Source organism: Asaia bogorensis NBRC 16594 (genome assembly GCF_001547995.1).
GTDB lineage: Bacteria > Pseudomonadota > Alphaproteobacteria > Acetobacterales > Acetobacteraceae > Asaia > Asaia bogorensis.
In genome coordinates this window covers 2217900-2244406 of sequence record NZ_AP014690.1, presented here as the reverse complement: position 1 = coordinate 2244406, position 26507 = coordinate 2217900, and the positions used below count along the sequence as shown (strand labels likewise).

Annotated in this window: 18 protein-coding genes; 13 read left to right on the top strand and 5 right to left on the bottom strand. The window is 59.9% G+C overall.

Annotation, left to right across the window (positions count from 1 at the left end; all coding sequences use genetic code 11):
• Positions 1–153: 153 nt before the first annotated feature.
• The 4 genes from Asbog_RS10005 to Asbog_RS09990 all read left to right on the top strand — a co-directional run bounded on the left by Asbog_RS10005 (position 154) and on the right by Asbog_RS09990 (position 8653).
• Complete coding sequence (locus Asbog_RS10005; protein ID WP_023977630.1) at positions 154–3510, top strand: glycosyltransferase family protein; 3357 nt, start codon at positions 154–156, stop codon at positions 3508–3510.
• A gap of 20 nt (positions 3511–3530) precedes the next feature.
• Positions 3531–6482: a glycosyltransferase gene (locus tag Asbog_RS10000; protein ID WP_062165032.1), complete on the top strand. Its 2952-nt coding sequence runs from the start codon at positions 3531–3533 to the stop codon at positions 6480–6482.
• 69 nt (positions 6483–6551) lie between these two features.
• Entirely contained in the window at positions 6552–7565 is a 1014-nt protein-coding gene (locus tag Asbog_RS09995) for a CgeB family protein (RefSeq protein WP_031240011.1), read from the top strand.
• A 185-nt stretch (positions 7566–7750) separates the two neighbouring features.
• Positions 7751–8653, top strand: coding sequence for a hypothetical protein (locus Asbog_RS09990; RefSeq protein WP_062165031.1), 903 nt, complete (start codon positions 7751–7753; stop codon positions 8651–8653).
• 13 nt (positions 8654–8666) lie between these two features.
• Here the strand turns inward: Asbog_RS09990 and Asbog_RS09985 are convergent, their stop codons facing one another.
• The 4 genes from Asbog_RS09985 to carA all read right to left on the bottom strand — a co-directional run bounded on the left by Asbog_RS09985 (position 8667) and on the right by carA (position 15435).
• Entirely contained in the window at positions 8667–9878 is a 1212-nt protein-coding gene (locus Asbog_RS09985; RefSeq protein ID WP_062165030.1) for a threonine ammonia-lyase, read from the bottom strand.
• A gap of 72 nt (positions 9879–9950) precedes the next feature.
• Positions 9951–10424: a transcription elongation factor GreA gene (greA, locus tag Asbog_RS09980; protein WP_031240013.1), complete on the bottom strand. Its 474-nt coding sequence runs from the start codon at positions 10422–10424 to the stop codon at positions 9951–9953.
• 400 nt (positions 10425–10824) lie between these two features.
• The gene (carB, locus tag Asbog_RS09975; protein ID WP_062165029.1) at positions 10825–14079 is read right to left on the bottom strand and encodes a carbamoyl-phosphate synthase large subunit; all 3255 of its coding nucleotides are present in this window, start codon (positions 14077–14079) and stop codon (positions 10825–10827) included.
• A gap of 3 nt (positions 14080–14082) precedes the next feature.
• Positions 14083–15435: a glutamine-hydrolyzing carbamoyl-phosphate synthase small subunit gene (carA, locus tag Asbog_RS09970; protein WP_062165028.1), complete on the bottom strand. Its 1353-nt coding sequence runs from the start codon at positions 15433–15435 to the stop codon at positions 14083–14085.
• Positions 15436–15600: 165 nt separating this feature from the next.
• Here carA and Asbog_RS09965 point away from each other — a divergent pair, with 165 nt between their 5' ends.
• From Asbog_RS09965 to Asbog_RS09925, 9 genes are all read left to right on the top strand, one after another.
• Positions 15601–16053 carry a GatB/YqeY domain-containing protein gene (locus Asbog_RS09965; protein WP_062165027.1) on the top strand — a complete coding sequence of 151 codons (453 nt, stop codon included), beginning with the start codon at positions 15601–15603 and terminating at the stop codon, positions 16051–16053.
• Positions 16054–16067: 14 nt separating this feature from the next.
• Positions 16068–17879 (top strand): DNA primase, encoded by a 1812-nt coding sequence (gene dnaG / locus Asbog_RS09960; RefSeq protein ID WP_062165026.1) that lies wholly within the window; start codon positions 16068–16070, stop codon positions 17877–17879.
• A 246-nt stretch (positions 17880–18125) separates the two neighbouring features.
• Complete coding sequence (gene rpoD, locus Asbog_RS09955) at positions 18126–20075, top strand: RNA polymerase sigma factor RpoD (RefSeq protein ID WP_062165025.1); 1950 nt, start codon at positions 18126–18128, stop codon at positions 20073–20075.
• A 16-nt stretch (positions 20076–20091) separates the two neighbouring features.
• Entirely contained in the window at positions 20092–20676 is a 585-nt protein-coding gene (locus Asbog_RS09950; protein WP_062165024.1) for a GNAT family N-acetyltransferase, read from the top strand.
• 226 nt (positions 20677–20902) lie between these two features.
• The gene (gene rpsF, locus Asbog_RS09945) at positions 20903–21367 is read left to right on the top strand and encodes a 30S ribosomal protein S6 (RefSeq protein WP_023977643.1); all 465 of its coding nucleotides are present in this window, start codon (positions 20903–20905) and stop codon (positions 21365–21367) included.
• A 5-nt stretch (positions 21368–21372) separates the two neighbouring features.
• A complete protein-coding gene (gene rpsR / locus Asbog_RS09940) occupies positions 21373–21654 on the top strand; it encodes a 30S ribosomal protein S18 (protein ID WP_023977644.1) in 282 nt (93 codons plus the stop codon).
• A gap of 10 nt (positions 21655–21664) precedes the next feature.
• Positions 21665–22243, top strand: coding sequence for a 50S ribosomal protein L9 (gene rplI, locus Asbog_RS09935; RefSeq protein WP_023977645.1), 579 nt, complete (start codon positions 21665–21667; stop codon positions 22241–22243).
• Positions 22244–22381: 138 nt separating this feature from the next.
• Entirely contained in the window at positions 22382–23581 is a 1200-nt protein-coding gene (locus Asbog_RS09930; RefSeq protein WP_062165023.1) for an SAM-dependent methyltransferase, read from the top strand.
• Positions 23582–23715: 134 nt separating this feature from the next.
• Positions 23716–25980, top strand: coding sequence for a TonB-dependent receptor (locus tag Asbog_RS09925; protein ID WP_231944554.1), 2265 nt, complete (start codon positions 23716–23718; stop codon positions 25978–25980).
• 168 nt (positions 25981–26148) lie between these two features.
• Here Asbog_RS09925 and Asbog_RS09920 read toward each other — a convergent pair whose 3' ends face one another.
• Positions 26149–26355: a cold-shock protein gene (locus tag Asbog_RS09920; RefSeq protein ID WP_023977648.1), complete on the bottom strand. Its 207-nt coding sequence runs from the start codon at positions 26353–26355 to the stop codon at positions 26149–26151.
• Positions 26356–26507: the final 152 nt, after the last annotated feature.

Here is a 26507-nt window from a genome sequence, read left to right as displayed (position 1 = left end):
AGCCCTTTTATTTTTTCTTGTTAAACTGACACTCAACTTAATTATAAATTCACCCGCGAACACTTTTTCCCGACCGGCGATTAGGTTAAAGGCAGATCAATGGATGGACGGGGATTGCCCCGTTTATTGACGAGATGTGCAGGTGGGGATTTCATGGCTGTTATCTACAATACGAACTACACCCATAACCCGAATTCGTACCTGACCCTCGCGGTCGAGCGTGCTGCACGGGCATTGTTCGGCCATGACCAGATCTTGCTTGCTGATAACATGACCCTGGCCGCTGCGGCTGCGTCAGGCGAGCATGACACGCTCATCTGTATTGACGGCCAGCGTATCAATACGCAGCTCATGCGGCGCATCCGTCCTGCTTTCAAAACGATGATCCTCTGGACATTTGAAGACCCCTTCATGCGGGATTTCAATGTCGAGAACTCCCATCTTTTCGATTACGTCTTCACCAACGATCCGTCCTGTGCCGAGCATTATCGTGGCAAGGGGTTCTATCTGCCGCTCGGTGCCAGCCGCACGATCCATCATCGCGACGTCAAGGATGCCGAGGCGCTCGATTACGATATCTTCTTTGCAGGTACGATGTGGCCCAACCGCGTCGAGACGCTGCGCCGGATCATCGCAGCCTTTCCGCAGGCCCGCCTCAAGCTGATCTGCCCCGGCAATGAGTATCTGCCGCCGCTCCCTGCCGATCTGGCGGAACTGGCCATTCAGCGCCCGGTGAGCCACGAGGCTTTCATCGACTTCGCCAATGCCAGCGCCGTGACGCTGACCATGTTCCGTGACTATGCCAGCCACGGTGACGTAAGCCAGGCAACGGCTCCGGGACCGCGTTTTTATGAGCTTGGTCTTGCCGGTGCTGCGCAGGTTGTCGAAGCGCCCGAGAGCATGGACACCAAGTACTTTGCTGAGGTCGAGGGTACGTTCCTTGCACGCGATGTCGATGGCGTGGTGAGCGCGGTCGCAGCGTTGCTGAATGATCGCGAACTGCGCCGCAAGGCTGCGGTGGCAGCCCAGACCTCCGTGCAGGAGGGGCATCTCTACGAACATCGCCTCCGCTTCATGGCTGAGGTCACGAAGGCGAATTTCGGGCGGACAAAGCCGGGCAGCGAGATTGCCCCGCGCCGTCGCCGTCTGCGCGTTCTGATGTGCACGCACTCCACTATCCATGAAGCAGCCTGGGGCGGCGTCGAGGTCTATCAGCAGACCCTGTGCTCGATGCTGGGTCGTGAAATCGAGTTCTTCTACTGGCTCCGTCGCGGCACGCATTGCCGCCTGACCACCGCAAACGGGCAGGAAGTCGAGCGTTACGACGTGCCGGAAGTAGGCTGGATGGACGCCATGTGCGACGGTCCGGAAGAAATGGCGTTTTCCAATGCCATCAGTCAGTATAATTTCGATATCGTGCATTTCCAGCATTTGGGCCATCACGCCCTGTCGCTGCCGATCATCGCCAAGGCCTGCGGCGCGGGCGTGGTATTCTCGGCTCATGATTTCTGGCTGATCTCGTCGCGTTATAACCTGCTGAACCAGGATCTTCGCTACGTCGAGGATGAGGTGAAGTCGGTTGTAGCCAGCGACATCATTCTGAAGGTGGCCGAGAACATTGAATATGGCGGTGAGCAGACCCGTCGGGCCTTTATCGCCAAGATGCTTCACTCGGTCGATCTCATCCTGTTCGGAACCGAACACTCGCGTAACCTGACGCATGAGATCTATCCGATCCTGAACCAGAAGAGCAGCCTGATCCTCGGTATCCCTTCCCCCGAGAACACGATCCCCATCGTGCCCAAGGCGTATGAACCGCTGGGTGAGCGCCCGCTCAGGGTTGCGATTGTCGGCAACTTCCTGCGCACCAAGGGCGCGGATACCATTCTCAATCTGATCGAGATTGCCCATCCCGATCATTTCGAGTTCCATATCTTCGGTTATATCCATCCGGAATATGACGCGGTAATCAACGGCAAGCCGCGGCCGAATGTGAAGGTGTATGGTCGCTATACGGCGGGCGATATTGCCGCATTGCAGGTGGCCGATGTTGCGCTCAACCTGTCGATCTGGCCCGAAACCTATTGCATCTCGCTCTCGGAGGCCTGGCAGAACGGTCTCATTCCTATCGTCACCGATGTCGGTGCTCTGGGCGACCGCGTGAAGGATGGCGTCAACGGATTCAAGGTGCCGATCGGTCGCGCCAACATGGTGCTCGAGCGCCTCGAACTGCTCCGCTCCTGCGAGGGTATCCGCCGCAAGATCATGGGCAATATCTCGCCCGCGCTCTGGACCCAGGCCGAAACCTATGCTGACGACATGCGTGACGTCTATCGTGAAGCGGCCCCGGTTCGCGAGCTTGGCACGGCTGAGATGCAGATCGATGCCGGGCAGGTTCATCTGCTGCCCCATGCGTCGTGGCGTCATCAGGCCCCGCCGCGTCACATCTTCGATCCGCCAACCATTCGCGATCTGTCAGTGGAACTGCCCGAGACCGTTACGGACTGGTACTCGATCCAGGGCGCTGAATATTACATCGACGATGTCTGCCATTTCGTTCTGGCCGATAACGAGCCGGAGGATTTTGCCGGTTCGTATGAATTCCATATTCGCGGCTGGCATGTTCTGCCGGGCGTCAGCTCCGCAGGGTCGATGTATGCCGTCCTGATTGGTGATGATGACACCCCGATGATCTTCCTGCCCTGCTCTCGCGAGGCGCGTGGGGATGTTGTGTCGATCTACCCCAACGCACCGCGTCGCTCGGGTTTCGCCGGTCAGGCTGCCCTGCGCGGCAAATGGTGTGAAGGACGCTTCCGTGTGGCGCTGGTCAATATCGTCAACGGGTCCGGCGCTTTCATGGTCACCTCGGTCGAGATTGCGGTCAAGGATGGCAAGATCAACGAGATCCAGGTCGAGCGCCCGTCCAACGACCAGATCATGGCTGATTTCACACGCGTTTCTCATGCGGATGGGCATCTGCGCGGCATCAAGCTGAGCCGCCTCAATCGTGAGATGACCACGCATCGTGCGCCGAACGATTTCCAGCACTATATCGATTCACTGAGCGGCCTCATTGGTGACCCGGCGCCTCTGCTGACCGAAGATGGCAATCTGTTCATCCGTGGCTGGGGCTTCTTGCGCCAGGTGGAGCGCGCCGGGACCATGTCGGTCGCTCTTGTTGGTGAAGCAGAGAATGACGTGTTCTTCTTCGCGCTCAACCGCTTCCTGCGTCACGACGTGAAGACGATCTTTGCCGATGCACCGCTCTGCGTCGGCTTCGAGGGCTGGCTCTCGGTCGCCTCGGGCTATGCTGCGGAACTGGCTGGCAGCTATCGTCTGTGTCTGGTGAATACGATCGGTGAAATGGTGGGGGTGAAGCCGCTGGATGTGGTGGTCAATGTGGCCGATGGTATTGTCACCTCCGTCGAGCACAGGGATGTCACCGAGGCTGTTGTAGCCCAGGTCAATGACAGCATCGAGGCACGCCACGCGTCCGAGCCTGCTCTCTGACACGCGGGGAAGATCTTCTCATGCAGCATGAGCGCATCCCCAAATGGCGTCAGGTTGATGAAGACTGGTATCTCGGTCTTCATCCCGAGGCGGCTGAGGAAATCGCCACCAACGGCTTGCGTGACGCGACCGAGCATTACGAAACGATCGGGAAATCCTTCGGGTTTTCTCCCAATCGCTATTTCGATGAGGGCTGGTATCGTCAGGCCTATCCCGAGATCTATGCCGAAATCTGTCGCGGTGAGCTGGCCTCTGGCTTTGACCATTATTGCGCGGAGGGTTTTGCAACCCATGCGCCGCATTGGCTGTTTTCCGAGACCTATTACCGGGCACGCAATGGCAGCCTGCTCGACGCATCCCTGTCGAGTGGTTTCTATATCAACGGATATGATCATTTCCTTGAGATCGGCGACGTGGACGGGCTTGCCGGCCACTGGTTTGTCGATCCGGAGGCTGTAGCGCGGCTTGCTGTCGAGGCCCCGGTTGAGACGGGCGCAACGCGTGGCCTGTTCGCGGCTCTCGCTTTCGACACACCCGCTATTGCAGACCATCATCGCGTGTCCTGGTATTTCGACCCGGTCTGGTATCGTGAGCGTTATCCTGAGGTTGATCGGGAGATCAGCGCCGGACGTTATGTATCGGCCCTGCATCACTATCTGACCAATCAGACGCCGCGACAGTTCAACCCCCAGGCTTTCTTCGACGACCTGTATTATCTGCGGGTCCATGCCGATGTGGCGCCGAGCATCGATAACGGCTCGTTTCGTAATGGCTATGAGCATTTTGTCAGGTTCGGGGCGAGGGAAGGCCGCCGCCCGGCCGAGGGTATCAACCTGCGTGTCTTTGGCGAAAAGCCTGAGATACGGGCATTACTCGATGCCGGGCTTTATGACAGCGTCTACTCATGCTGGGTGGCCCAGCGCCTGAGATATGGTGAGCAGAGTGACGTTGCGCCGCCGACCGAGGAGCAGACACGCAGGCTCTTCGAAGCCGAAGCCGCATTGCAGCAGCGTATCATCACCCGTCACGCCCCGGATTTCCATTTTGAGGGCGAGCCCGAGCTCTCTGTCATCATGGTGCTGCACGATAAATATGCGCTGACCATGCAGGCGCTGGCATCGCTGCGGGCGAATTATCCCGGCGCAATCCAGCTTATTCTGGTTGATTCGGCATCGAGCGACGAGACGACCCGGATCGAGCACGTCGTGCGTGGTGCCAAAATCATGCGCTATCGCTACAACATCGGGTATCTCGACGGGTGCAACGCAGCACTGGCTGAGGTGCGTGCGCCGGTTCTGCTCTATCTCAACAACGATCTGCGCCTGTATCCCCACGCGATCAGCAATGCGCTTTCGCGGCTGCATGCGTCAGAGGACATTGCGGCTGTCGGTGCCAAGTTGATCCGCAGCAATATGTGGCTCCAGGAGGCCGGGTCGATCATCTGGCGCGACGGTGCGACCTATGGCTACCGCCGCCAGGACAATCCCACGATCCCTGAGGCGAATTTCGTTCGCGACGTCGATTACTGCTCGGCGGCCTTTCTTATGGTCCGCAGCGCAATCGCCCGTGCCCTCAACGGCTATGACACGATCTATCGTCCCGCCTATTTCGAGGACACCGACTTCTGCCTGCGCATCGTGCGCTCTGGCAAGCGCATCGTCTACGATCCCGGTGTCGTGGTCGAGCATCTCGAATTCGGCAGCGCTGGCAATGCGGGCTCGCATGCGCAGATCCAGATCAATCATCGCATCTTCGGCAAGCAGCATCAGGAATATCTGAGGCAGCAGCTTCCTGCCCATGTGCGTAATGCCGTTCTGGCCCGTTCCCATCGTGGTGCCCGGTGTCGCGTCCTGTTCATTGAGGATCGTATCCCCCTGCGTTCGCTGGGCTCGGGATATGTCCGCTCCAATGATCTGGTCTGGGCCATGAGCCGTCTTGGCTTGCAGGTCACGGTATTCCCGGTGTTGCCGAGACCTGCGAGTCATCTCGATCTGGCGACCAATTTCCCGGATGATGTGGAACTCATGGCGCATAGTGATCTTGGCGATCTCAATGCATTCATCGAGGAACGAGCAGGCTATTATGATGTTGTCTGGATTGGGCGCACCCATAACCTGACACGTCTTCTTCCCGTGCTTACCGAACAGAGCCGCCATCTGCCCGTTGACAGCGTCGTGCTCGATACCGAGGTGATTGCGGCAGCGAGAACGATTGCCAAAGCGCGCTTCCATCCGCCAAAGGAAAAGCTTCTGCCTCTGGGCGAGATGGTGTCGCGCGAGCTTGAGGCAGCGCATTACTGCCAACGCATTGTGGTCGTTTCGGAGCATGATGCGGCCCTGGTGCGGGACGCTGGATATGAGAACGTGTCGATTTTAGGCCATGCCTTGCCGACGCGCCCGGATCCACGCGGTTTTGAGGACCGGCGTGACATTCTGTTCGTCGGGGCTCTGCATGATGAGGATGCGCCCAATTTCGACAGCCTTTTCTGGCTGATCAATGATGTGCTGCCCGAAATGGACGAACATCTCCCCGATGATGTGCGGCTCACGGTCGCCGGTTTCGTCAATCCGGCGCTTGATGTGTCGGCACTGCGTTGTGCGAAGCGGGTGAACTGGCTTGGCCCCGTGGATGACCTGAGGGCCCTCTACGCATCGCACAGGGTTTTCGTGGCGCCAACCCGATATGCTGGCGGCCTTCCGTACAAGGTGCATGAAGCAGCCTCGTATGGCCTGCCTGTCATGGCTACGCGTCTGCTTGCCAGCCAGATGGGCTGGGCCGACGGCGCCGAGCTGATCAGTGCCTCGAGTGAGGATCCGATCGCCTTCGCCTTTGCCCTCGCAGAGCTCTACGAGAATGGCGAAAAATGGAAAATGATCCGCTCCGGGGCTCTGCGGGCCGTGGAACGTGATTGCAGCCCGGCGCGATTCAGTCACGCGTTGGAGACGATTATCGAAGCAAGTGTGGCGCCCTGAGGCTGCCGCGTCTGATAATGGGTGCGGGGGACGCCCCCCGGCCCGAAACGAGGAATGGACGGTAAGACCATGTCAGCAGAGAAGAAAAACGCGGGATCCAAGGCTGCTGGCAAGACGCAGCGCGTGCTCGTTTGCAGTGGCGGACGCTATGAGTCACAGGCCAATGCGCAGATCCGTGAATCCATCATGGATGGTTGGGCCGAGTGCTTTGGCGAGGAAAATGTTGTCGCCGTGCATATCAGCGGTGCTGCAGCAGCAGTGGAGCGTATTCAGCCGACTATCGTCTTTGCTATCGGCTCCTATCTCCCCGAGAGCACCTATTTCGGTGAGGTCTGTCGCGAGGCCAAGAAGATCGGGGCGACGACCGTTTTCTGGGCAACAGAAGACCCCTACGAGCAGGACGCCAATTATCGCATCACGGATGACTTCGATGTCATCTTCTCCTGCGACCGCTGGGGTCATAATTTCTATCAGCGCGAGCGTGTCTATCATCTGCCGCTCGCAGCCAGCCGCAAGCTGCACTACGCGCCGATCGAGGCCGATGTGGAAAAATCGATCGATGTCCTTTTCTGCGGTGTGGCCTTCACGAGCCGCAAGGATATCGTGCGCAACCTGATGCCCACGCTCCGCAACCTGAACATCAAGATCATCGGTCCCGGCTGGGGTGAGTTCGGTATCGGTTTCTCGGATGCGCGCATCGAGAAGGCACAGCTTATCGAGCTGTATCGTCGCTCCAAGCTTGTTCTCAATCTGGGCCGCTCGCTCCATTTCGAAAACAAGCGCTTCATGATCTCACCCTCGACGCCCGGTCCGCGTACCTTCGAGGCCGCTGCTGCGGGTGCTTTCCAGGTATTCCATGAGGATACCTACGAACTGCGCCGCTACTTCACGGCCGATGAGATTCCGACCTTCTCGAACAAGATTGACTTTGATCGTCTGGTGGCCCGCTATATCAACGACACGCCGCTCTGCATCGAGATGGCGCGCCGTGCTCAGGCGCGTACGATGGAGGAACATACTTATGGCCATCGTATCCGCGCGGCCATTGCGGTCCTGAAGCGTGAGGGCTTCGTGCAGGGCTGAAGTCCTGCGCAATGGCGGGTGATCGATCCGGCCTGTTCGTATTGAAGCAGGTCGGATGGCACGATGAGAGACGCCCGCTCGCTCTGTCAAACTAATCGATATGTGATCGCATTGCAGTATGCCGGCGTCTTTTCTTCCTCGAAACGGATGATACAGTTTGTCACGTTCGTTCTTCGGGAGAAGTCATGCGTACTGCTATCCTGTTACGTCGCTTTGCTATCCTGGCTGCCGTAGGGTTGACAGGGCTGTCGGCCGGAAATCCTGCTTTTTGTCAGGAGCATCTGACCGTGCATGGCATGACCCATGACGCTCTTGAGGATCATCTGATTTTCGAGCTGGGGGAACGTCAGTTCGACACGCTGCCACGATGGCATCAGCAGGTATGCGTCGATATTCATGGCGTGCAGGAGCAGTACGATAAAATGCTGTTCTCTCACCTCAAGAATACAGGGAGTAGTCTGGGGCTGTCTGTGTCGCGTGATTGCAGGGCGAAGCAGCTTTTTGTCTTCTTTACCGATCAGTCCGATGCGCTGGCTGCCGGAATACACAAACTGAACCCCGATCTGTTCGTCGGTCTGGATAATGCGCAGGAATATCAGGAGAGCAAGGTCGAAGCGACCCGCGATGAGGTCAGACAGTTTCTCAAGCCACGCGCCGTCAGGTGGCTTGCATCGTCGTCAATGCGCAACAAGAGCGATATGCCGCCGATCATCATGCCATCGGGCTTTCCCGTTCGATATGCTGCGCCGGTAGGGGATAGCGCTCTGGGGAATGTGACAACCCGGCGGGACCTGACGATTGTTCTGATCATCATCGATATCAACCGCCTCAGAAATGAATCCTGGGGCATGCTGGGTGATCTGCTCTCGCTCGTTGCATTTGCGGCGCCGCATCTCCGCGACGGTTACGACGACCGGAGTCTACTCAGATACACGCAGACCGAGATCCTCGAGGGACCGACAGGGGAGATGCTTCCCTATGACAGGGCCGTTCTGGCAACGCTTTATGCCCTCCCGGACGACTACGACCAGTCAGATGGCCTGAACTGGATGGCCAGTCATTTCTCGCCTGAGGCCCGCTCGCACTGATCGCGCAGCAGCGTCAGCCGCGCGTCAGATGATAATGGCTGCGCAGATCGGCCTCGATCTGGTCAGCGTGAGCCCCATCGCGCGCTTCGATCATGATCTCCAGCTCCGCCGTCTGCACAGAAGGAGCGGCGAAGAGGCGCTGATGGGAGACCTCGATGATATTGCCGCCAGCATTGCCGATGCGCGTGGAGATATCAGCCAGCACACCGGGACGATCAGGGATCTGAAGGGTAAGCGACAGCAGGCGGCCATCACGGCGCAGGGCGCGAAGTAGCGTGTTGGCAAAAATGCGTGTGCCGATATTGCCACCCGTAATCGGCAAGGCCACCCGCTTGTCCTTGAAGAGCTCGGGATAGGCCATCACTGCCGCCAGAGCTGCCGCGCCAGCGCCCTCGGAGACCTGCTTGGCTTGTTCGGCCAAATGGGCAATGGCTGATTCCACCTGAAGCTCGGTAACGACCAGAACACGGTCGAGAAGCGGGCTGACCGTCTCGAGGCAGGTATTGCCGATCTGCATGACCGCAATGCCTTCGGCAATGGTAGAGCCACCACGTGCCTGCACGGCCGCCTCGGGGAAGGCGGAAAGCGAGGCGTGACTTTCGACCTGTACGCCAATGATCTTCGTGTTAGGGCTTAGCGCTGCCGAAGCGATGGCTGAACCGCTGATCAACCCGCCACCGCCAATCGGCAGAACCAGAAAATCGAGCTCAGGGCTATCCTCGATCAACTCGATGGCGAAGGTGCCCTGACCCGCCATGACGGCTACATCATTGAACGGGTGAACCAGAACGAGGCCGTTCTCCTTGCGAATTCTCTCAGCCACCATCGAGGCTTCGGCAAAATCCTCGCCCTCGGTCACGACATGAGCGCCCCAGCCACGTGTGCGCTCGACCTTGGCCGAAGGCGTATGGCGCGGCATGACGATGGTGGCGTCAATGCCAAGCAGGCTGGCATGACGGGCCACGCCCTGAGAATGATTGCCCGCCGAGACCGCAATCACGCCGCGTTTCTTTTCCTCGTCGCTCAGCAGTGCCAGCTTGTTGGCGGCACCGCGTTCCTTGAACGAGGCGACAGCCTGCAGATTCTCGAGCTTCAGCCAGATATCGGCTCCCGTCATCTTGCACAGGGCCGCGCAGCGAACGCTGGGCGTGCGCACAATATGGGGGGCAATCCGCTCATGAGCGGCAAGGATATCGGCGAAGGTGAGGGTGAGGCTTTCGGACACGGTCTTCTTTTCTTGCTTTGGGGCTGGCCGTCCGAAACCGCCAGACGCCAGCCCGTGCTGATACTGATCCGTTTATTTGAAAGTGACGGCCAGAATCTCGTAGCTCTTGTCGCCACCCGGGGTCGGTACGGTCACGCTGTCACCGACTGACTTGCCGATAAGCGCCTTGGCGAGCGGCGAGGAGACAGAAAGGCGGCCCAGCTTGATATCAGCCTCGTGGACGCCCACGATCTGATAGCTGCTCTCCTTGTCCGTTTCCTCATCGACCAGTTCGATATGAGCACCGAATTTCACGGTGTCACCCGAGAGCTGCGAGGGGTCGATGACTTCAGCCGTTGAAATCAGTTCCTCGAGTTCGAGAACGCGCCCCTCGATGAAGGACTGACGATCGCGTGCTGCATGATATTCGGCGTTTTCCGAAAGATCGCCATGAGCGCGTGCTTCGGCAATGGCGCGGATGACGGCCGGACGATCTTCGCTTTTCAGCCGACGCAGTTCATCTTCTAGACGGGTCAAACCTTCACCGGTCATCGGAATCTTCTGCACAGCGCATTCCCCAAAACGAGTTCAGCCCTCGCGTAGCGCCTAGGAACAACAGTGTTCCAGGGCCCTGCACGGGGCATGGATGGGCATGAGACAATCCCCGCCCGCAATTTGATCAGATAAATTAGGTCTTCCGGGGGGTAAATTCAAGGCGAGCCTCGAAATGAGGGCCTGTTTTGCACAGAGTTGATCATCTCGGGGAGGAAGCAGGGCTCTGCCCTGAAATGTGCCAAAAGGCGGCCGACCTCTGAAAATCCGCGACTTGAGGATGTCGCATTCCGCCTTGAAGGCCTCAAAGTGGGGGGGAAAGGGGCAAGCCCCTTTCCGGAGCGCGAGGCAAAGCCTCGTCACCCTACCCGGCTTGAAACAGCCGGGTAGGGGAAAAGGACAAAGCCCCGTGGTCTCAGAAAGCGCGTTTGAAGTAGGATTGAAGGGGCGCCACATCCAGCCCGCCATCCTTGATGGCCGAAATGGCATAGATCGCCGCACGTGCCCCGGCGAGGGTGGTGAAATGCGGCACACCGCCAAGCAGCGAGGAGCGACGGATATCGAAGCTGTCGCGCACGGCCTGGGCGCCCTGCGCCGTGTTGATGACCAGCTGCACGTCACCCGAGCGGATGGCGTCCACGCAGTTCGGGCGGCCTTCCAGCACCTTGTTCACGCGCTTGACGGGAATACCGGCCTCTTCAAGGCGGGCAGCCGTGCCGCGTGTGGCGAGAATGCTGAAACCCATTTCGATCAGCTTGCGGCCAAGGGCCTGAACCTGTGTCTTGTGACCGTCGCGCACCGAAAGAAGCACCGCACCCGACTGGGGCAGCACCACACCGGCGCCAAGCTGCGACTTCGCAAAGGCGCGCTCGAAGCTGCTGTCGAGACCGATAACCTCACCCGTGGAGCGCATTTCCGGACCGAGAATGGTGTCGGTATCGGCAAAGCGATGGAACGGGAAGACAGCTTCCTTTACAGCCACGTGCGGGGAAATGGCGTCGCCATCGAGCTTGAAGCTCGAGAGTTTGGCCCCTGCCATCACGCAGGCCCCGATCTTGGCCACCGGCACGCCGGTCGCCTTGGCAACGAAGGGCACCGTACGCGAGGCGCGCGGGTTCACCTCGAGCACGAAGACTTCCTGATCCTTGATGGCGTATTGCACGTTCATCAGGCCGACAATGCCAAGCTCACGGGCCATGGCTTCGGTCTGGGCTTTCAGCTCGGTCACGATAGCCGGTGAGAGGGTGTAAGGCGGCAGCGAGCAGGCAGAGTCACCGGAATGGATCCCGGCTTCCTCGATATGCTCCATCACGCCTGCAACATAGACATCCTGACCGTCGCAGATGCAGTCCACATCGGCTTCGATGGCGTCGTTCAGATAGCGATCGAGCAGGATCGGGCCATTGGCGACTTCGGCACCCGCCAGAAGAAGGGTGGAGCGCAGGTAACGCTGCAGCCCTGCCGGGTCGTAAACGATCTCCATCGCGCGGCCGCCCAGCACATAGGACGGACGAACCACCACGGGGTAGCCGACCTTTTCAGCCACGGCCTCGGCCTCACCCGGGGTGCGTGCAATGCCGTTCTCGGGCTGGCGCAGGCCAAGCTTGCGCAGGAGGGCCTGGAAGCGCTCGCGGTCTTCCGCACGGTCAATGGCGTCAGCCGGGGTGCCGAGCAGCGGGATGCCGGCGGCTTCCAGCGCACGGGACAGCTTCAGCGGGGTCTGGCCACCATATTGCACGATGCAGCCCAGAATCTCGCCACCAGCCTGCTCGGTGCGGATGAGAGAGATCACATCCTCATCGGTCAGCGGCTCGAAATAGAGACGATCGGAAGTGTCGTAATCGGTCGAGACGGTCTCGGGGTTGCAGTTGACCATGATGGTCTCGAACCCGGCCTCACGCAGCGCATAGGCAGCATGAACGCAGCAATAATCGAATTCGATACCCTGACCGATACGGTTGGGACCACCACCAAGGATGACAATCTTCTTGCGGTCCGTCGGACGGCTTTCGCATTCCGGCACACCGAACCCGCCTTCATAGGTCGAGTAGAGGTAAGGCGTGTCAGAAGCGAACTCGCCCGCGCAGGTATCAATGCGCTTATAGGCGGGCGTCACAGCGAGTTTGAGGCGGAATGCCGTCACCTCCTCGACGCTCTGTCCCGTCAGGCGGGCAAGCTGGCGGTCGGAGAAGCCCTGCGCCTTGATGCGGCGCAGATTGCGGGCATCCTGCGGCAGGCCATTGGCGGCAATCTCGTTTTCCGACACCACGATGTCGTGGAGCTGGCGCAGGAACCACGGCTCGAAACGGCAGGCGGCGTTGATGTCCTCAAGCGATAGCCCGGCGCGCATGGCCTGTGCGGCCATGAGAATACGCTCGGGGCGCGGCTCGGAAAGCGCGGCGCGATAGGCATCGAGCGAGCCATCGCCCGGCGCTTCGACAGGATCGAGTCCCGTCAGCCCGGTTTCCATCGAGCGCAGACCCTTCTGCAGGGCCTCGGCGAAGGAACGGCCAACCGACATGGCTTCACCCACCGACTTCATCGAGGTCGAGAGCAGGGCGGGGGCACCAGGGAATTTCTCGAAGGTGAAGCGGGGAATCTTCACAACAACGTAGTCGATGGTCGGCTCGAAGCTGGCAGGCGTCGTGCCGGTAATATCGTTGGCGAGTTCGTCCAGCGTGTAGCCTACGGCCAGCTTGGCCGCGATCTTGGCAATGGGGAAACCCGTCGCCTTGGAGGCCAGCGCGGAAGAGCGTGACACGCGCGGATTCATCTCGATGACGACAATACGGCCATCATCGGGGTTGATGCCGAACTGCACGTTCGACCCGCCGGTTTCGACACCGATCTTGCGCAGACAGGCGATCGAGATGTCGCGGAGCTTCTGATACTCCTTGTCGGTCAGGGTCAGGGCCGGGGCAACGGTGATGGAGTCACCCGTATGCACGCCCATCGGGTCGATGTTCTCGATGGAGCAGACGATGATGCAGTTATCCGCCTTGTCGCGGACGACCTCCATCTCGAATTCCTTCCAGCCCAGCACGGATTCCTCAATCAGAACCTCGGTGGTGGGGGAGGCATCGAGACCGCCAGCGACGATCTGGTCGAATTCCTCACGGTTATAGGCAATGCCGCCACCGGCGCCACCCATCGTGAAGGAAGGGCGAATGATGGCGGGTAGGCCGACCGATTCCAGTGCCGCACGGGCTTCTTCCAGCGTGTGGGCGATGGTGCTGCGCGGGGATTCCACGCCGATTTCGTCCATGGCCTCTCGGAATTTCTGACGGTCCTCGGCGCGGTCGATGACTTCGGCATTGGCGCCGATCAGCTCGACATTATGCTTCTTGAGGAAGCCCGACTTGTCGAGCGCCATGGCGGCGTTGAGCGCCGTCTGACCGCCCATTGTCGGCAGAACCGCGTCGGGCTTTTCCTTAAGAATGATGCGCTCGACGAATTCCGGGGTGATCGGCTCGACATAGGTGGCATCGGCCAGACCCGGATCGGTCATGATGGTGGCCGGGTTGGAGTTGATGAGGATGACGCGATAGCCTTCCTCCTTCAGCGCCTTGCAGGCCTGCGTGCCGGAGTAATCGAATTCACAGGCCTGACCGATCACGATAGGGCCAGCGCCGATGATGAGGATCGACGAGATATCTGTACGTTTCGGCATGGATCAGGCTGCCTTCTTGTCCATGAGCGCGACGAAACGCTCGAAGAGATAGAATGAATCCGACGGGCCGGGGCTGGCCTCGGGGTGATACTGAACCGAGAAGGCATCGAGCTTCGTGCTGCGGATACCCTCATTCGAGCCATCGAACAGGCTGGTATGGGTAATGATCACGTCCTCGGGCAGGGATTTGTCATCCACAGCAAAGCCGTGATTCTGGCTCGTGATCTCCACGCGGCCCGACGCAAGGTCCTTGACCGGCTGGTTCGCGCCGCGATGGCCGCGCTCCAGCTTGAAGGTCTTCGCTCCAAGTGCCTGTGCCAGAAGCTGGTGACCAAGGCAGATTCCAAAGACCGGGATATTGGCATCCAGCACGCCCTTGATGGCGGGCACCGCATAAACGCCAGTTGCAGCCGGGTCGCCGGGGCCGTTGGAGAGAAACACGCCTTCAGGATTGTGGCGCAGGATTTCCTCGGCCGTTGCGGTGGCAGGCACCACCGTCACATCACAGCCTGCGGTCACGAGGCAGCGCAGGATGTTGCGCTTGGCGCCGTAATCGACAGCGACCACACGGCGGCGCGCGCTGCGCTCTGCGGCAGGCTTCTGCCACACGCCCAAATCCCAGCGATAGCTCTGGGCGCAGGTGACGTCCTTTGCCAGATCCATCCCTTCCAGCCCCGGCCATGAAACGGCCTGGGCGCGCAGGGCGGCGAGGTCGAACTGGCCATTCTTCGGGAAGGCGAGCACGGCAGTCTGCGGGCCGCCATCGCGCAGGCGGCGGGTGATCAGGCGCGTGTCGATGCCGGCAATGCCAGGCAGGTTCTGGCCGATCATCCACTGCGCGAGCTTCTGGGTCGAGCGCCAGTTGGCGGGCAGGGTAACGTCCTCTTTCACCACCACGCCACGCGCGGCCACGCGCTGGGCCTCGTCATCCTCGGCGTTCGTGCCGACATTGCCGATATGGGGAAAGGTGAAGGTCACGATCTGCCCGGCGAAGGACGGGTCGGTGAGCGTTTCCTGATAGCCGGTCATGCCGGTATTGAAGCAGAGCTCGCCAATGGCTGCGCCATCCGTATGGGCGCCAAAGCCGACGCCCCACAAAACGGTGCCATCAGCGAGAACGAGGGCGGCATTCGCGCCGTCAGGGCAGGTCTCTGTCATTGTCGGGGTTTCCTCCTGAGGCGTCTGCGGATCGAGGTCCGAAAGGGAAATGCCGGGCAGGCGCAGCAATGCGGCCCAGTGCTTGCCGGGGATGGCGCGCGACTGGCGCCACTTGCGAATGGCTTCGGTGCCAACGCCGGTCAGGCTCGCCAGCGCCTCGGCGCCACCGGCCTTCTCGATGATCTCGTCGATATCCATACCCGTCTCCCTTGCGTCCTTTTCCACTCGGACGCTCGCGTGGTTGGTGCTAGATAAGCCCTTGAGACGAGATTGGGAAGTTTTTTCCCACTCACATGCGTTGCCTGATATGTGGGAAAAATATTCCCGAAATCATGTGGCGTGATCCGAAAAAGGAATGAGACAATGTCCCTGAGAGAACAGATCTCCGCCGATCTCAAGACCGCCATGAAGGCCAAGGAGATGGATCGCGTAGCCCAGATTCGTGGCATCACTGCCCGTATCAAGGATCTGGATGTTGCGGCGCGCGCCAATGGCAAGGAAGTCGGTGATGAGGATATCCTTCCGATGCTGCGCAGCATGATCAAGTCACGCACCGAGTCCGCCACGATGTATCGCGAAGGCGGTCGTCCCGAACTGGCGGAAAAGGAAGAAGCCGAGATCGAGACGATCAAGACCTATCTCCCGCCCGAGATGGACGAGGCAACCCTCAATGCCGAAATCGATGCGGCGATTGCCGAGGCGGGTGCGACCAGCATGAAGGAGATGGGCAAGGTCATGGGCGTGCTCAAGGCCAAGTTTGGCAGCGCCCTCGATATGGGTCGCGTCAATCCTGTCGTCAAAGCCCGTCTGTCCTGAAGGCAGGCTGAACGATGGCGTTCGATCCCGGTTTTCTGGACGAGCTGCGTGCCCGCACCCCGATTGCAGCCGTCATCGGGCGCCGCACCAAGCTCAGCCGTTCAGGCCGCAACTGGAAGGCATGCTGCCCCTTCCATGGGGAAAAGACGCCATCCTTCTATGTTTATGACGATCACTTCCATTGCTTTGGCTGCGGCGTGCATGGCGATGTGATCTCCTTCGTCATGCAAAGCGAGGGACGCAGCTTTCCGGAGGCTGTTGAGCAACTGGCGAATGAAGCCGGGCTCGACATGCCCCGGCAGGACCCGCGGCAGGAGGCCCGATCGCGCGAGGCGCGATCTCTCGGCGATGTGCTCGAGGCTGTGCAGAACGTCTATCGCCAGGCGCTCTATGCGCCTGAAGGGCGTCAGGCACTGTCCTATCTCAGGCGACGCGGCCTGACCGAGGCAACGATCGAGCGCTTCGGCCTTGGCTGGGCGGGCGAGGGACGGGGGGCGCTGCTTCAGGCATTGCGCGGGCAGGATATTACGGCCGAGCAGCTTTTGCAGGCCGGGTTGATGCGTGTGGACGAGCATGGCGCACCGCGAGGCGAGTTGTTCTTTTCGCGTGTCATGTTCCCTATCCGCGACCGGCGGGGCAGGCTGATCTCATTCGGTGGACGCACTCTTGGCGATGCTCAGCCTAAATATGTGAATGGCCCCGAGACCGCGTTGTTCTCGAAGCGGCGCGCGCTCTACAATCTCGATCAGGCCCGCAACGCCTTGCGCGATCCGGCACAGAAGCTGGTTGTGGCAGAAGGCTATATGGATGTGATCGCCCTCGCACAGGCCGGGTTCGAGGCGGCGGTTGCGCCGCTCGGCACGGCGATGGGTGTTGAACAACTCGAGCTCCTGTGGCGCGAGGCCTCGCATCCCATTCTGTGCCTTGATGGCGATGCTGCCGGGGCGCGGGCGGCGCTTCGTGTGGCTGAGTTGGCCCTGCCTCTTCTGACACCGGAGCGCAGTCTGCAATTCTGCCGCCTCGACCCCAAGGATGACCCGGACAGTCTGATCAGACGCGATGGCCCTCAGGCCATGCGTCAGGTGCTCGATGGAGCAACTTCTCTGGCGGACGAGCTGTTCCAGCTTATGCAGGCCGGTGTGAGGCAGGATGTGCCCGAGCAGCGTGCAGCGCTGAAAAAGCGGCTGGAGGCCTCTGCCGCACTGGTGGCGGACAAGGACCTTGCCGCTGAGTACCGGCGTGCATTGATGGAGCGGTTTTTCGCATCGTCACGTCGGGGCAAGGGGCGGGGTGGGCCTTCACGGCCGGATTCCGGCAAGAGTCGGGTGCGCAATATTGCTGTAGGGGACGGGGCTGGAGAGCGTCTGCGGGTGCTGACGGTTCTGGTGCTGCGCCACCCGTCTATCCTACCGCAGATCGAGGATCCTTATGGCCGCCTCGATCTGCCCCATCCGCTCGATGAGATCCGCGACACGATTCTCGACTGGTTTGCCGAAATCGGTTCGCCGGACCTCCTGACAGAACAGAATGCTCTCGTGGCGCTCGATCATGAGGGGTTGGGCGATGAGGCCCGGCAACTGATTGCGCGGGGCGTTGTGCCCTCTGCGCAAGCCGAAACGGGCGGACTTTTCAATCAGGCCCCGCTTCAGCAATGGTGGCATTTTTTCGGACTGGTCAATTTCCCGGCCTTCATGCGTGAGGTCGAGCAGGACATGCAGGCGGCGCTGGCCAATCCCGCGCTGGAAGGACTGCCCGAGGCGCTGATGGTGCGGCTGCGCACACTCGAGCGCCTGCGCCGCGGCGAAGAGGGCGATGACGCAGATTGACGATGCAGGTTTCGTAACGCGAAAAGAGCGCCCCCGGCCCTTGACTTCGTGGCCCGTATCGCCCACCTGCACGATGCCGAAATTGCTGGCGCTCGCGCTGGTGGATCGCAAATGAAAGACAGGTCGGCCTCAGGCTGACGGGTGGGGCGGCGTTCTGTGATTGCAGAGCGCTGGCCAAGCGCGTTTCTTTCATGGCTGGTTTTAAGTGCGGCGTTCGATAGGGCGTGCGGGAGCAGGGAGTAGGGTATGGCGACGAAAGCGGCCACGGGAACGGAGCGGAACGCGCAGGACCAGGACGGCGATACCAATGTCCTCGACACGCAGTCCGGTGCCGTCAAGCGGCTCATCGCCAAGGGACGCGAGCGCGGTCACATCACGTTTGACGAGCTGAACGCTGTCCTGCCGCAGGATCAGATGTCCTCCGAGCAGATCGAGGACATCATGGCGATCTTCTCCGAGATGGGGATCCAGGTCGTCGAGAATGAGGAAAACGAGGACTCTGACGAAGCCGAGGAGAAAACCGAGGAAAAGGAAGAGGCCGAGGAGTCCGAAGAATCTCCTACTGGTAATGTGAGCGAAAGCGCCGGTCGTACAGATGATCCGGTGCGCATGTATCTACGCGAGATGGGCTCGGTCGAGCTGCTGTCACGCGAGGGCGAAATCGCCATTGCCAAGCGGATCGAGGCGGGCCGCGATGAGATGATTGGCGGGCTGTGCGAAAGCCCGTTGACCTTCCGCGCCATTATCTCCTGGCACGACAAGCTCAAGGAAGGCGAGATGTTGCTGCGCGACATCGTCGATCTTGAAGCCATGCAGGGTGGTCCCTCTGAAGAGGAAACCGCCGAGAGCGAGAACGCCGAGGAGAACGAGGACAATCTCGACGAGGAGCCCGCAAACGAGGAAGGTGGCGACCCGGAGAGCTCCGGCCTGTCGCTTTCTGCCCTCGAAGAGAAGCTGAAACCCGAGATACTCGCGCATTTCGAGGCCATCGAGCCGCTTTACGACACGCTGCGCGCGCTTCAGGTGCGTCGCATCGAAACGCTGACCAGCGGCTCCGAGACCAGCGGCTCTTCCGAGCATGAATACGAAACGCTTCGTATGGAACTCGTGAAGATGGTCGAGCAGGTCCATCTGCATAACAACCGTATCGAGGAGCTGGTGACCCAGCTCAAGGTTCAGTTCCAGCGCCTCAATAACCTCGAAGGCCGCATGCTGCGTATGGCCGAGGGTTGCCGCGTCTCGCGCGATGACTTCCTGCAGAAATATCGCGGCTACGAACTCGATCCCAACTGGCTGGCCTCCGTTTCGGCGCTGCCCGGCAAGTCGTGGAAGAACTTCACCACGCGCTATGCCGAGCAGATTATCGATCTGCGTAACCAGGTGGCCGATCTGGCTCATAGCACCGGTCTGCCGGTCGGTGAGTTCCGTCGCGTCTATGCCGTGGTGTCGCGTGGCGAGCGTGATACCACGCGTGCCAAGAAGGAAATGATCGAGGCCAATCTGCGTCTCGTGATTTCCATTGCCAAGAAATACACCAATCGTGGCCTGCAATTCCTGGATCTGATTCAGGAAGGTAATATCGGCCTCATGAAGGCGGTGGACAAGTTCGAGTACCGTCGTGGGTACAAGTTCTCGACCTATGCGACATGGTGGATCCGTCAGGCTATCACGCGCTCGATTGCCGATCAGGCACGCACCATTCGTATTCCGGTGCATATGATCGAGACGATCAACAAGCTCGTGCGCACCTCGCGCCAGATGTTGCACGAGATTGGACGTGAACCCGCACCTGAAGAACTGGCCGAAAAGCTGGGTATGCCGCTTGAGAAAGTGCGCAAGGTGCTCAAGATCGCCAAGGAGCCGATCTCTCTCGAAACCCCGATCGGTGACGAGGAAGACAGCCATCTTGGTGACTTCATCGAGGACAAGACGGCGGTTATTCCGCTGGATGCCGCGATCCAGACCAATCTGCGCGAAGCAACCACGCGCGTTCTGGCCTCGCTCACCCCGCGTGAAGAGCGTGTGCTGCGTATGCGCTTTGGTATCGGCATGAACACCGATCACACGCTTGAAGAGGTGGGGCAGCAGTTCAACGTGACCCGCGAGCGTATCCGCCAGATCGAGGCGAAGGCGCTGCGCAAGCTCAAGCATCCGAGCCGCAGCCGCAAGCTGCGCTCCTTCCTCGACGATAACTGATCGGCGGGAACGGCTCATGGAGCCCTGGCTTGAGACGACTCCGGAGCGTCCCACGACCGAAGTCACGGTCGAGGTGACGTTCCTAGAACGTCTCAGGCCGCCACCTTCGGCCCATATCGGCTGGCCCGAAGGCTATCACATCGAGCGCTGGCATCCGAATGTGGATGATTATCTGGCGCTCTACCGTCTGATTGGCGCCCCTCACTGCTGGTGGATGCGGTACATGATGCCTGCTGATACCCTTCATCGCATCATCGCTTCACGCCATACGGAAATCTGGCGTCTGATGGGGCCGCAGGGCGTGGCCGGTTTTTTCGAGCTTGATATGCACAAGCCGGAAACCCCTTATCTGTCCTATCTCGGGCTCGTGCCGGGTGCTCAGGGCAAGGGGCTTGGCCGCAAATTGCTGGCGGCTGCTATCTCTCATGGTTGGCGCAAGGTTACGCGGGTCATGCGGGTCAATACCTGCACGGCCGATCACCCCAATGCGCTCCCCACCTACAAGGCTGCGGGCTTCGTGCCGATCATGGTCGAAGAAGAGCATTGGGCGGTGCCCGACGATCTTGGCCTCACCCTGCCGGCCCATTTGCTCCGCCCCTGAGCACACGCATCACTTAGACAAATAGGCGGCAAAGCAGGCTATCGCTCGCATGGAAGCGTTCCGAGGCAGGAAAACTCTTGCCCCCGTAGGGACGTATGTGCTTTATGCCGCCTTTCCCTGCCGGACGAAGGCATCGTCCCGGCTATACCCGAGCCTTGTGGAAGAGGCGCTGATCCGACCGGTCCCGGTCGGGTGGTTGGGTTGAAGCAATCCGAAGGGAGCTCATATGCCGTTGTACGAAAGCGTGCTCATCGCACGTAATGATATCTCGCAGGCGCAGGTCGAAACCCTCGTCGAGCAGATCGAGACCCTCCTCACCCAGGATGGCGGTTCCATCGAGAAGCGCGAATTCTGGGGTCTGCGTTCGCTCGCATACCGCATCAAGAAGAACCGCAAGGGCCACTACGTCCTTCTCGGCCTGAATGCCCGTCCGGACCAGATCCGCGAGCTGGAGCGTCAGCTGAGCCTGAACGAAGACGTTCTGCGCGTTCTCACGCTGCGCGTTGAGGAAATCACCCAGGACCCGTCTCCGATCCTGTCCCGCAAGGGCGATGATCGCGGCGATCGTGGCAATTTCCGTGGTGGCAACTCCAAGCCTGCTGGTCGTTTCGACAGCGGCCGTGGCGGCCGTCGTGGCGACGATCGTGAAGAATACCGCGCCCGTGAGGGTGCCGAGATGGATGCGGAGTAATCGCGATGTCTGACGAGAACACCAACGAAATCAACCCGGCCGCCCGTCGCATTGCCGTCGGCGCCCGTCGTCCGTTCTATCGCCGCCGCAAGTCCTGTCCGTTCTCCGGCCCCAACGCGCCGAAGATCGACTATAAGGACGTGCGTCTGCTGAGCCGCTTCCTCTCCGAGCGCGGCAAGATCGTTCCGAGCCGCATCACAGCGGTTTCGGCCAAGAAGCAGCGTGAGCTGGCGCAGGCGATCAAGCGCGCCCGCTTCCTTGCCCTGCTCCCCTACGTGATGAACTGAGGAGACAGGCATGTCACAGACTGAAGTCATCCTGCTGCAGCGCGTTGAGCATCTGGGCCAGATGGGCGATATCGTCCGCGTGAAGCCCGGCTATGCCCGTAACTTCCTGCTGCCCCAGGGCAAGGCGCTCCGCGCCAACGCCCAGAACCGCCAGCGTTTCGAAACCGAGCGCGCACAGCTTGAGGCCCAGAACCTCAAGCGTCGTGAAGAGGCCGAGCGTCTTGCCGAGCGTATGCACGGCCTGAGCGTTGTCATCATCCGCCAGGCTGGTGACAGTGGCAGCCTCTACGGCTCCGTGACGACGCGCGACATCGCGATTGCCGTGACGGCTGCTGGCCTGAGCGTCAGCCGCAACCAGGTTGTCCTTGCCGAGCCGATCAAGCTGCTGGGTCTGGTCGAGGCACGCGTTGCCCTCCACCCGGAAGTGTCGATCCCGGTTACGGTCAACGTGGCCCGTTCGGAAGAAGAAGCCGAGCGTCAGGCACGTGGCGAAGCCATCGTCGCTGAAGAGGACGAATACGTTCTCGAAACCGAAGTCGAGGGTGAAGACGCCGCGGCTGAAGGTGAAGTCGAAGGCGCTGCTGTCTGAAAAGACGCATCGCTTAGCGATTGAATGCAAAACCCGGCTGCCTCAGGCAGTCGGGTTTTGTGTTATTGGGGCCAGTTGACGATCTCAGGTTTTCCTCGTTCAATTACTTGAATTGATGAGAGAAGAGCGGGATTGACCATGATATTTCTGCTGGACCGTGTTCTGAAGCGCTTTATCAGTGCCGGAGCACTCGACGTCATCCTGCCCAGTGGTGAAAAACGCCGCTACAAGGGGACGCGTCCCGGTCCGAGCGCAGCCATTCATGTCAAGACAGACAAGGCGCTGAGAGCACTCCTTCTGAATTCCGGTCTCGCCTTCGGTGAGGGCTGGATGGATGGCGATATCGTCTCGGTGGACTGCTCGCTTGAGGACGTGCTGAGCGTTCTGATGCTCAACATCCACGGCAGTCACCATCTGCTTAATCGCGTCGAGGAAAAGGCCCGTTTCGTCACGCGGTTTCTCCGGCAATGGAACGGGCAGAAGCGCTCACGTCGCAATGTCGCTCATCACTATGATCTGAACGGAAAACTCTACGACCTCTTCCTCGATGAAGACCGTCAGTATTCATGCGCCTATTTCACTTCTGACGACATGACACTGGAAGAGGCGCAGCTCGCCAAGAAGCATCATATTGCTGCCAAGCTGCAACTCGACCGGCCCGGCCTTGATGTGCTCGACATCGGTTGCGGCTGGGGAGGCATGGCCCTGACGCTGGCGCGTGACTACGGCGCCAAGGTGACAGGCATCACGCTCTCGCAGGAACAGCTTCAGGTTGCCCGCGAGCGTGCCCGTGCGGCAGGGCTTGAGGGGCTGGTAACCTTCAAGCTCATGGATTACCGCAAGCTCGACAGGCAGTATGATCGTATCGTTTCAGTCGGCATGTTCGAACATGTCGGCATAGGTCATTACGACACCTATTTCCGCACCCTGCGCAAGGCGCTTCGGCCTGACGGTGTGGCGCTCGTCCACTCGATCGGACGTATGGATGAGCCGGGTTCCACCAACCCCTGGATCGACAAATATATCTTCCCCGGTGGGTATTCCCCGGCTTTGAGCGAAGTGTTTCCTGCAATCGAGCGGGCCGGCCTTTGGGTGACGGATTGCGAGATCCTGCGCTTGCATTACGCGAAAACGATCCGGCTTTGGCGTGAGCGCTTCGCGGCCAATCGCGAGAAGATCAGGGCGCTCTATGACGAGCGCTTCTGCCGTATGTTCGAGTTCTACCTCGTTGGGGCCGAACTGTCTTTCCGACTGCAGGGCCACATGAACTTCCAGCTTCAGCTAACTGCCGATATCGATGCTGTTCCATTGACCCGCGACTATATGGCTGGTCGCTGAAGCCTATTTTGTGCAGCACGGCTGGCCCCTAGCCAGCCGACAGACGTACGAGCTCATACTTTGTTAAGAAAATAGGCTCTCGAAACCGTGACTCACGGTTTCGTTACGTAACGCTTTATGCCAACGATTAGCGAATGAGAAACATTCGCAACCCATGTAGTGGGGTGAGCCTGTCTGGCCCCGGAATCGTCCTCATTGCGGCACTTGGCATAGCCCTGCCGCCTGATGCTTTGGCGGAGGGTAAACCCGGCGACAACGCTGTCATCCCCGGGCGGACAGGGTATGATATCGTCACGCGTGACGATCCGAAGCGCCATATCACCCGCCCGCACCGGGAAGGACAGGGAGGCGAGACGAGCGCGCGGCACCATCGGAACCATGAGGTGCTGACCGTAATGGGGGCACGTGGTGGTTATGCCGCTGCCGAAAGCACTATGGGGGACAAGCGCGCCACCCCGTTTCTGCAACAGACACAGACCACCAATGTCGTCACCCATCAGACGCTCGCGGATTTCTCGCCGCAGACCATGGAAGACATGGCGAAATACGTGCCCGGCATGGCAATCGGGAACAATTTCGGCGGTACACAGGATGCCCTCATCAAGCGTGGCTTTGGGGCTATTGATGATGGGTCCATCCTGCGCGACGGGGTGAGGATGCCCATTGGACGCAACTATCAGGGTGATACTGCCGAGCGCGTCGAGATCCTCAAAGGACCAGCCTCATTGTTCTACGGCATGCAGGAGCCAGGCGGTGTGATCAATGTCATTACCAAGGCGCCCGATTTCCGGCGCTGGGGGGCAGCTTTGGGGACCCAGTGGAGCTCTCTGGGAGGTGGAAATGGTCATGTCGATGTGACCGGGCCGCTCGGAAAGACGCTGGCTTTCCGTCTCATTGGCAGTTACCGCAACGAGAATTACTGGCGTAATTTTGGCGCCAATAAGCAGATCCTGGTGGCACCGACACTCAGCTGGCATCACGAACGCTGGGAAGGCACATTGTCTTACGAATATGTCGATTACGACAATGTGCTGGATCGCGGCGCCGTTTTTGTCGGGAATAATCCGGTTTCCGGTCCTCAGAAGCGTCTCGATGAACCCTGGACCGCGTCTTTTGGTGCCCGTCATCTGATTGCCAGTCATCTGGGCTACCGGATCGGGATACATGACAGGCTCAGGCTGTCCGGTGGCTATAACCGCGACGATTATCATGACAGACAGGCCGACCCTTCGAGCTACTCGGCGCGTACCGGCATTCTGCTACGTCGCTATCGTGCCAATGGTGGGACAATCCGTGCCAATGGCAGTGTCGCCCTCGACTATCTGGGCGACCACGATCTGTGGGGGATGCGTCATGAAATCACGGCGGGTATCGACTACGAAAACCGGAATCAGAATCAGGGGGTGTTCTATCAGTCAACCAATCAGGGCGGCTTTACCCCGGCCAATCCGGTCTATGGGGGGCTGGCACCCGTCGGGCGCCCCAATCCGGCAAACAGCAATCTGCAGCAGAACATCAATACGGCATCTGGCTATCTCAAGGACAATATCCACCTGACACGCAGCCTGATTGCAAGCGGCGGCGTGCGCTACCAGTGGTTCGGTTTGCGCTATGGCAGCGGGATTCCCTTCATCCAGACGACCGATGCATCCTACACAAAGCCTTTGCCATTTGCTGCGCTCGTCTGGCAGCCATTCAGGAGCGTTTCGTTCTATGGCGATTATTCGCAATCCTTCGGCGCAAATCAGCTCTCCGCCGGCAGCGTGCTGCAGGGAGGCTACAAGCCCACGACGGGTCGGGAATTTGAAGTCGGGGCACGTTATGCGCATGGCGGCCTGACAGCCGATCTCGCCCTCTATCATATCCGCAAGAAAAACGTTCTCCAGACTGCGGGGCAGGATCGTGATGGCAATATCGTACAGCGTCTTACTGGTCTGGCCGGGTCCAAAGGTCTGGAGGCGAGTGTAACAGGGGCACTGTCTGGCCATTGGAGCACCGTGCTCGCCTATGCGTGGACCGATGCCCGGACGCTGCGTGATACGCCTGCCACTGAGGGGCGCCAGTTGATTGGCGTGCCGAAAAACAGCGGGAGCCTGTTCCTGACGTGGAATGGCGTCTTGCCGTGGCACGCTGTGTCGATGCGTGCAGGTGGTGGTGTCCATCTTGTGGGGACGCGCTCGGCAGCGCTTGATAACAGCTTCCAGGTGCCCGGTTACGGCACGGTTGATGCCTTTGCCTCATGGACGGTGACGCAACTCTTTGCGCGTCAGATCAGCCTGCAACTCAATGCGGTCAACCTGCTCAACCAGGGTTATGTCATCGCTCCGACAGGGTCGGTTTACCGCAATAGCTGGGGGCAGGGGCGCAGCTTCGCTGTCGCGACATCGATTGCATTCTGAGGGGAACGCGGGGGCTCCGAGCCACCCGAGGGGGAGGAAATGGTCCTCCCCGTGCAGAGACAGGGCAGATCCGGCGAGACGTGAACGGTCACCAAAGGAGGCTCTTGCGCGCCCGACTGGTTTTGTTCGCTTTCCTCTACCGGAATCCGGCACCTGTAACGGCTGGATTCAGCTGAGCTTGAGAGCTACTGCCGAGGTCTTGCCATTGCGTCCGACTTCGGTCTCGTAGGAGAGCGCCTGGCCGTCGTTGAGGGAGGAGAGGTTGGCCTTCTCAACGGCAGAAATGTGCACGAACACATCGTCGCCACCGGCATCCGGCTTGATGAAGCCATAGCCCTTTGTTGAGTTGAACCACTTGACGGTGCCTGTTGCCATAGCAAGGCTCCTTGATAGTATAGCGGCCACGCAGAAGAATTATGCGTGCAAACATGCTCTCGTGGATCTGTTTCGGGCGCCACATGCACCCGCATTTCCGGCCAAAAGCACCCGCGTCTACCCTGTATGGGCGTTCGCTCAGCCCAGTGCAA

Coding starts and splice junctions, on each gene's coding strand:
- Asbog_RS10000 (WP_062165032.1), top strand. CDS start 3,531: ATGCAGCATGAGCGCATCCCCAAATGGCGTCAGGTTGATGAAGACTGG.
- Asbog_RS09950 (WP_062165024.1), top strand. CDS start 20,092: ATGGAGCCCTGGCTTGAGACGACTCCGGAGCGTCCCACGACCGAAGTC.
- rpoD (WP_062165025.1), top strand. CDS start 18,126: ATGGCGACGAAAGCGGCCACGGGAACGGAGCGGAACGCGCAGGACCAG.
- Asbog_RS09965 (WP_062165027.1), top strand. CDS start 15,601: ATGTCCCTGAGAGAACAGATCTCCGCCGATCTCAAGACCGCCATGAAG.
- Asbog_RS09930 (WP_062165023.1), top strand. CDS start 22,382: ATGATATTTCTGCTGGACCGTGTTCTGAAGCGCTTTATCAGTGCCGGA.
- Asbog_RS10005 (WP_023977630.1), top strand. CDS start 154: ATGGCTGTTATCTACAATACGAACTACACCCATAACCCGAATTCGTAC.
- dnaG (WP_062165026.1), top strand. CDS start 16,068: ATGGCGTTCGATCCCGGTTTTCTGGACGAGCTGCGTGCCCGCACCCCG.
- rpsR (WP_023977644.1), top strand. CDS start 21,373: ATGTCTGACGAGAACACCAACGAAATCAACCCGGCCGCCCGTCGCATT.
- rplI (WP_023977645.1), top strand. CDS start 21,665: ATGTCACAGACTGAAGTCATCCTGCTGCAGCGCGTTGAGCATCTGGGC.
- Asbog_RS09995 (WP_031240011.1), top strand. CDS start 6,552: ATGTCAGCAGAGAAGAAAAACGCGGGATCCAAGGCTGCTGGCAAGACG.
- carB (WP_062165029.1), bottom strand. CDS start 14,079: ATGCCGAAACGTACAGATATCTCGTCGATCCTCATCATCGGCGCTGGC.
- Asbog_RS09920 (WP_023977648.1), bottom strand. CDS start 26,355: ATGGCAACAGGCACCGTCAAGTGGTTCAACTCAACAAAGGGCTATGGC.
- Asbog_RS09990 (WP_062165031.1), top strand. CDS start 7,751: ATGCGTACTGCTATCCTGTTACGTCGCTTTGCTATCCTGGCTGCCGTA.
- carA (WP_062165028.1), bottom strand. CDS start 15,435: ATGGATATCGACGAGATCATCGAGAAGGCCGGTGGCGCCGAGGCGCTG.
- rpsF (WP_023977643.1), top strand. CDS start 20,903: ATGCCGTTGTACGAAAGCGTGCTCATCGCACGTAATGATATCTCGCAG.
- Asbog_RS09925 (WP_231944554.1), top strand. CDS start 23,716: ATGAGAAACATTCGCAACCCATGTAGTGGGGTGAGCCTGTCTGGCCCC.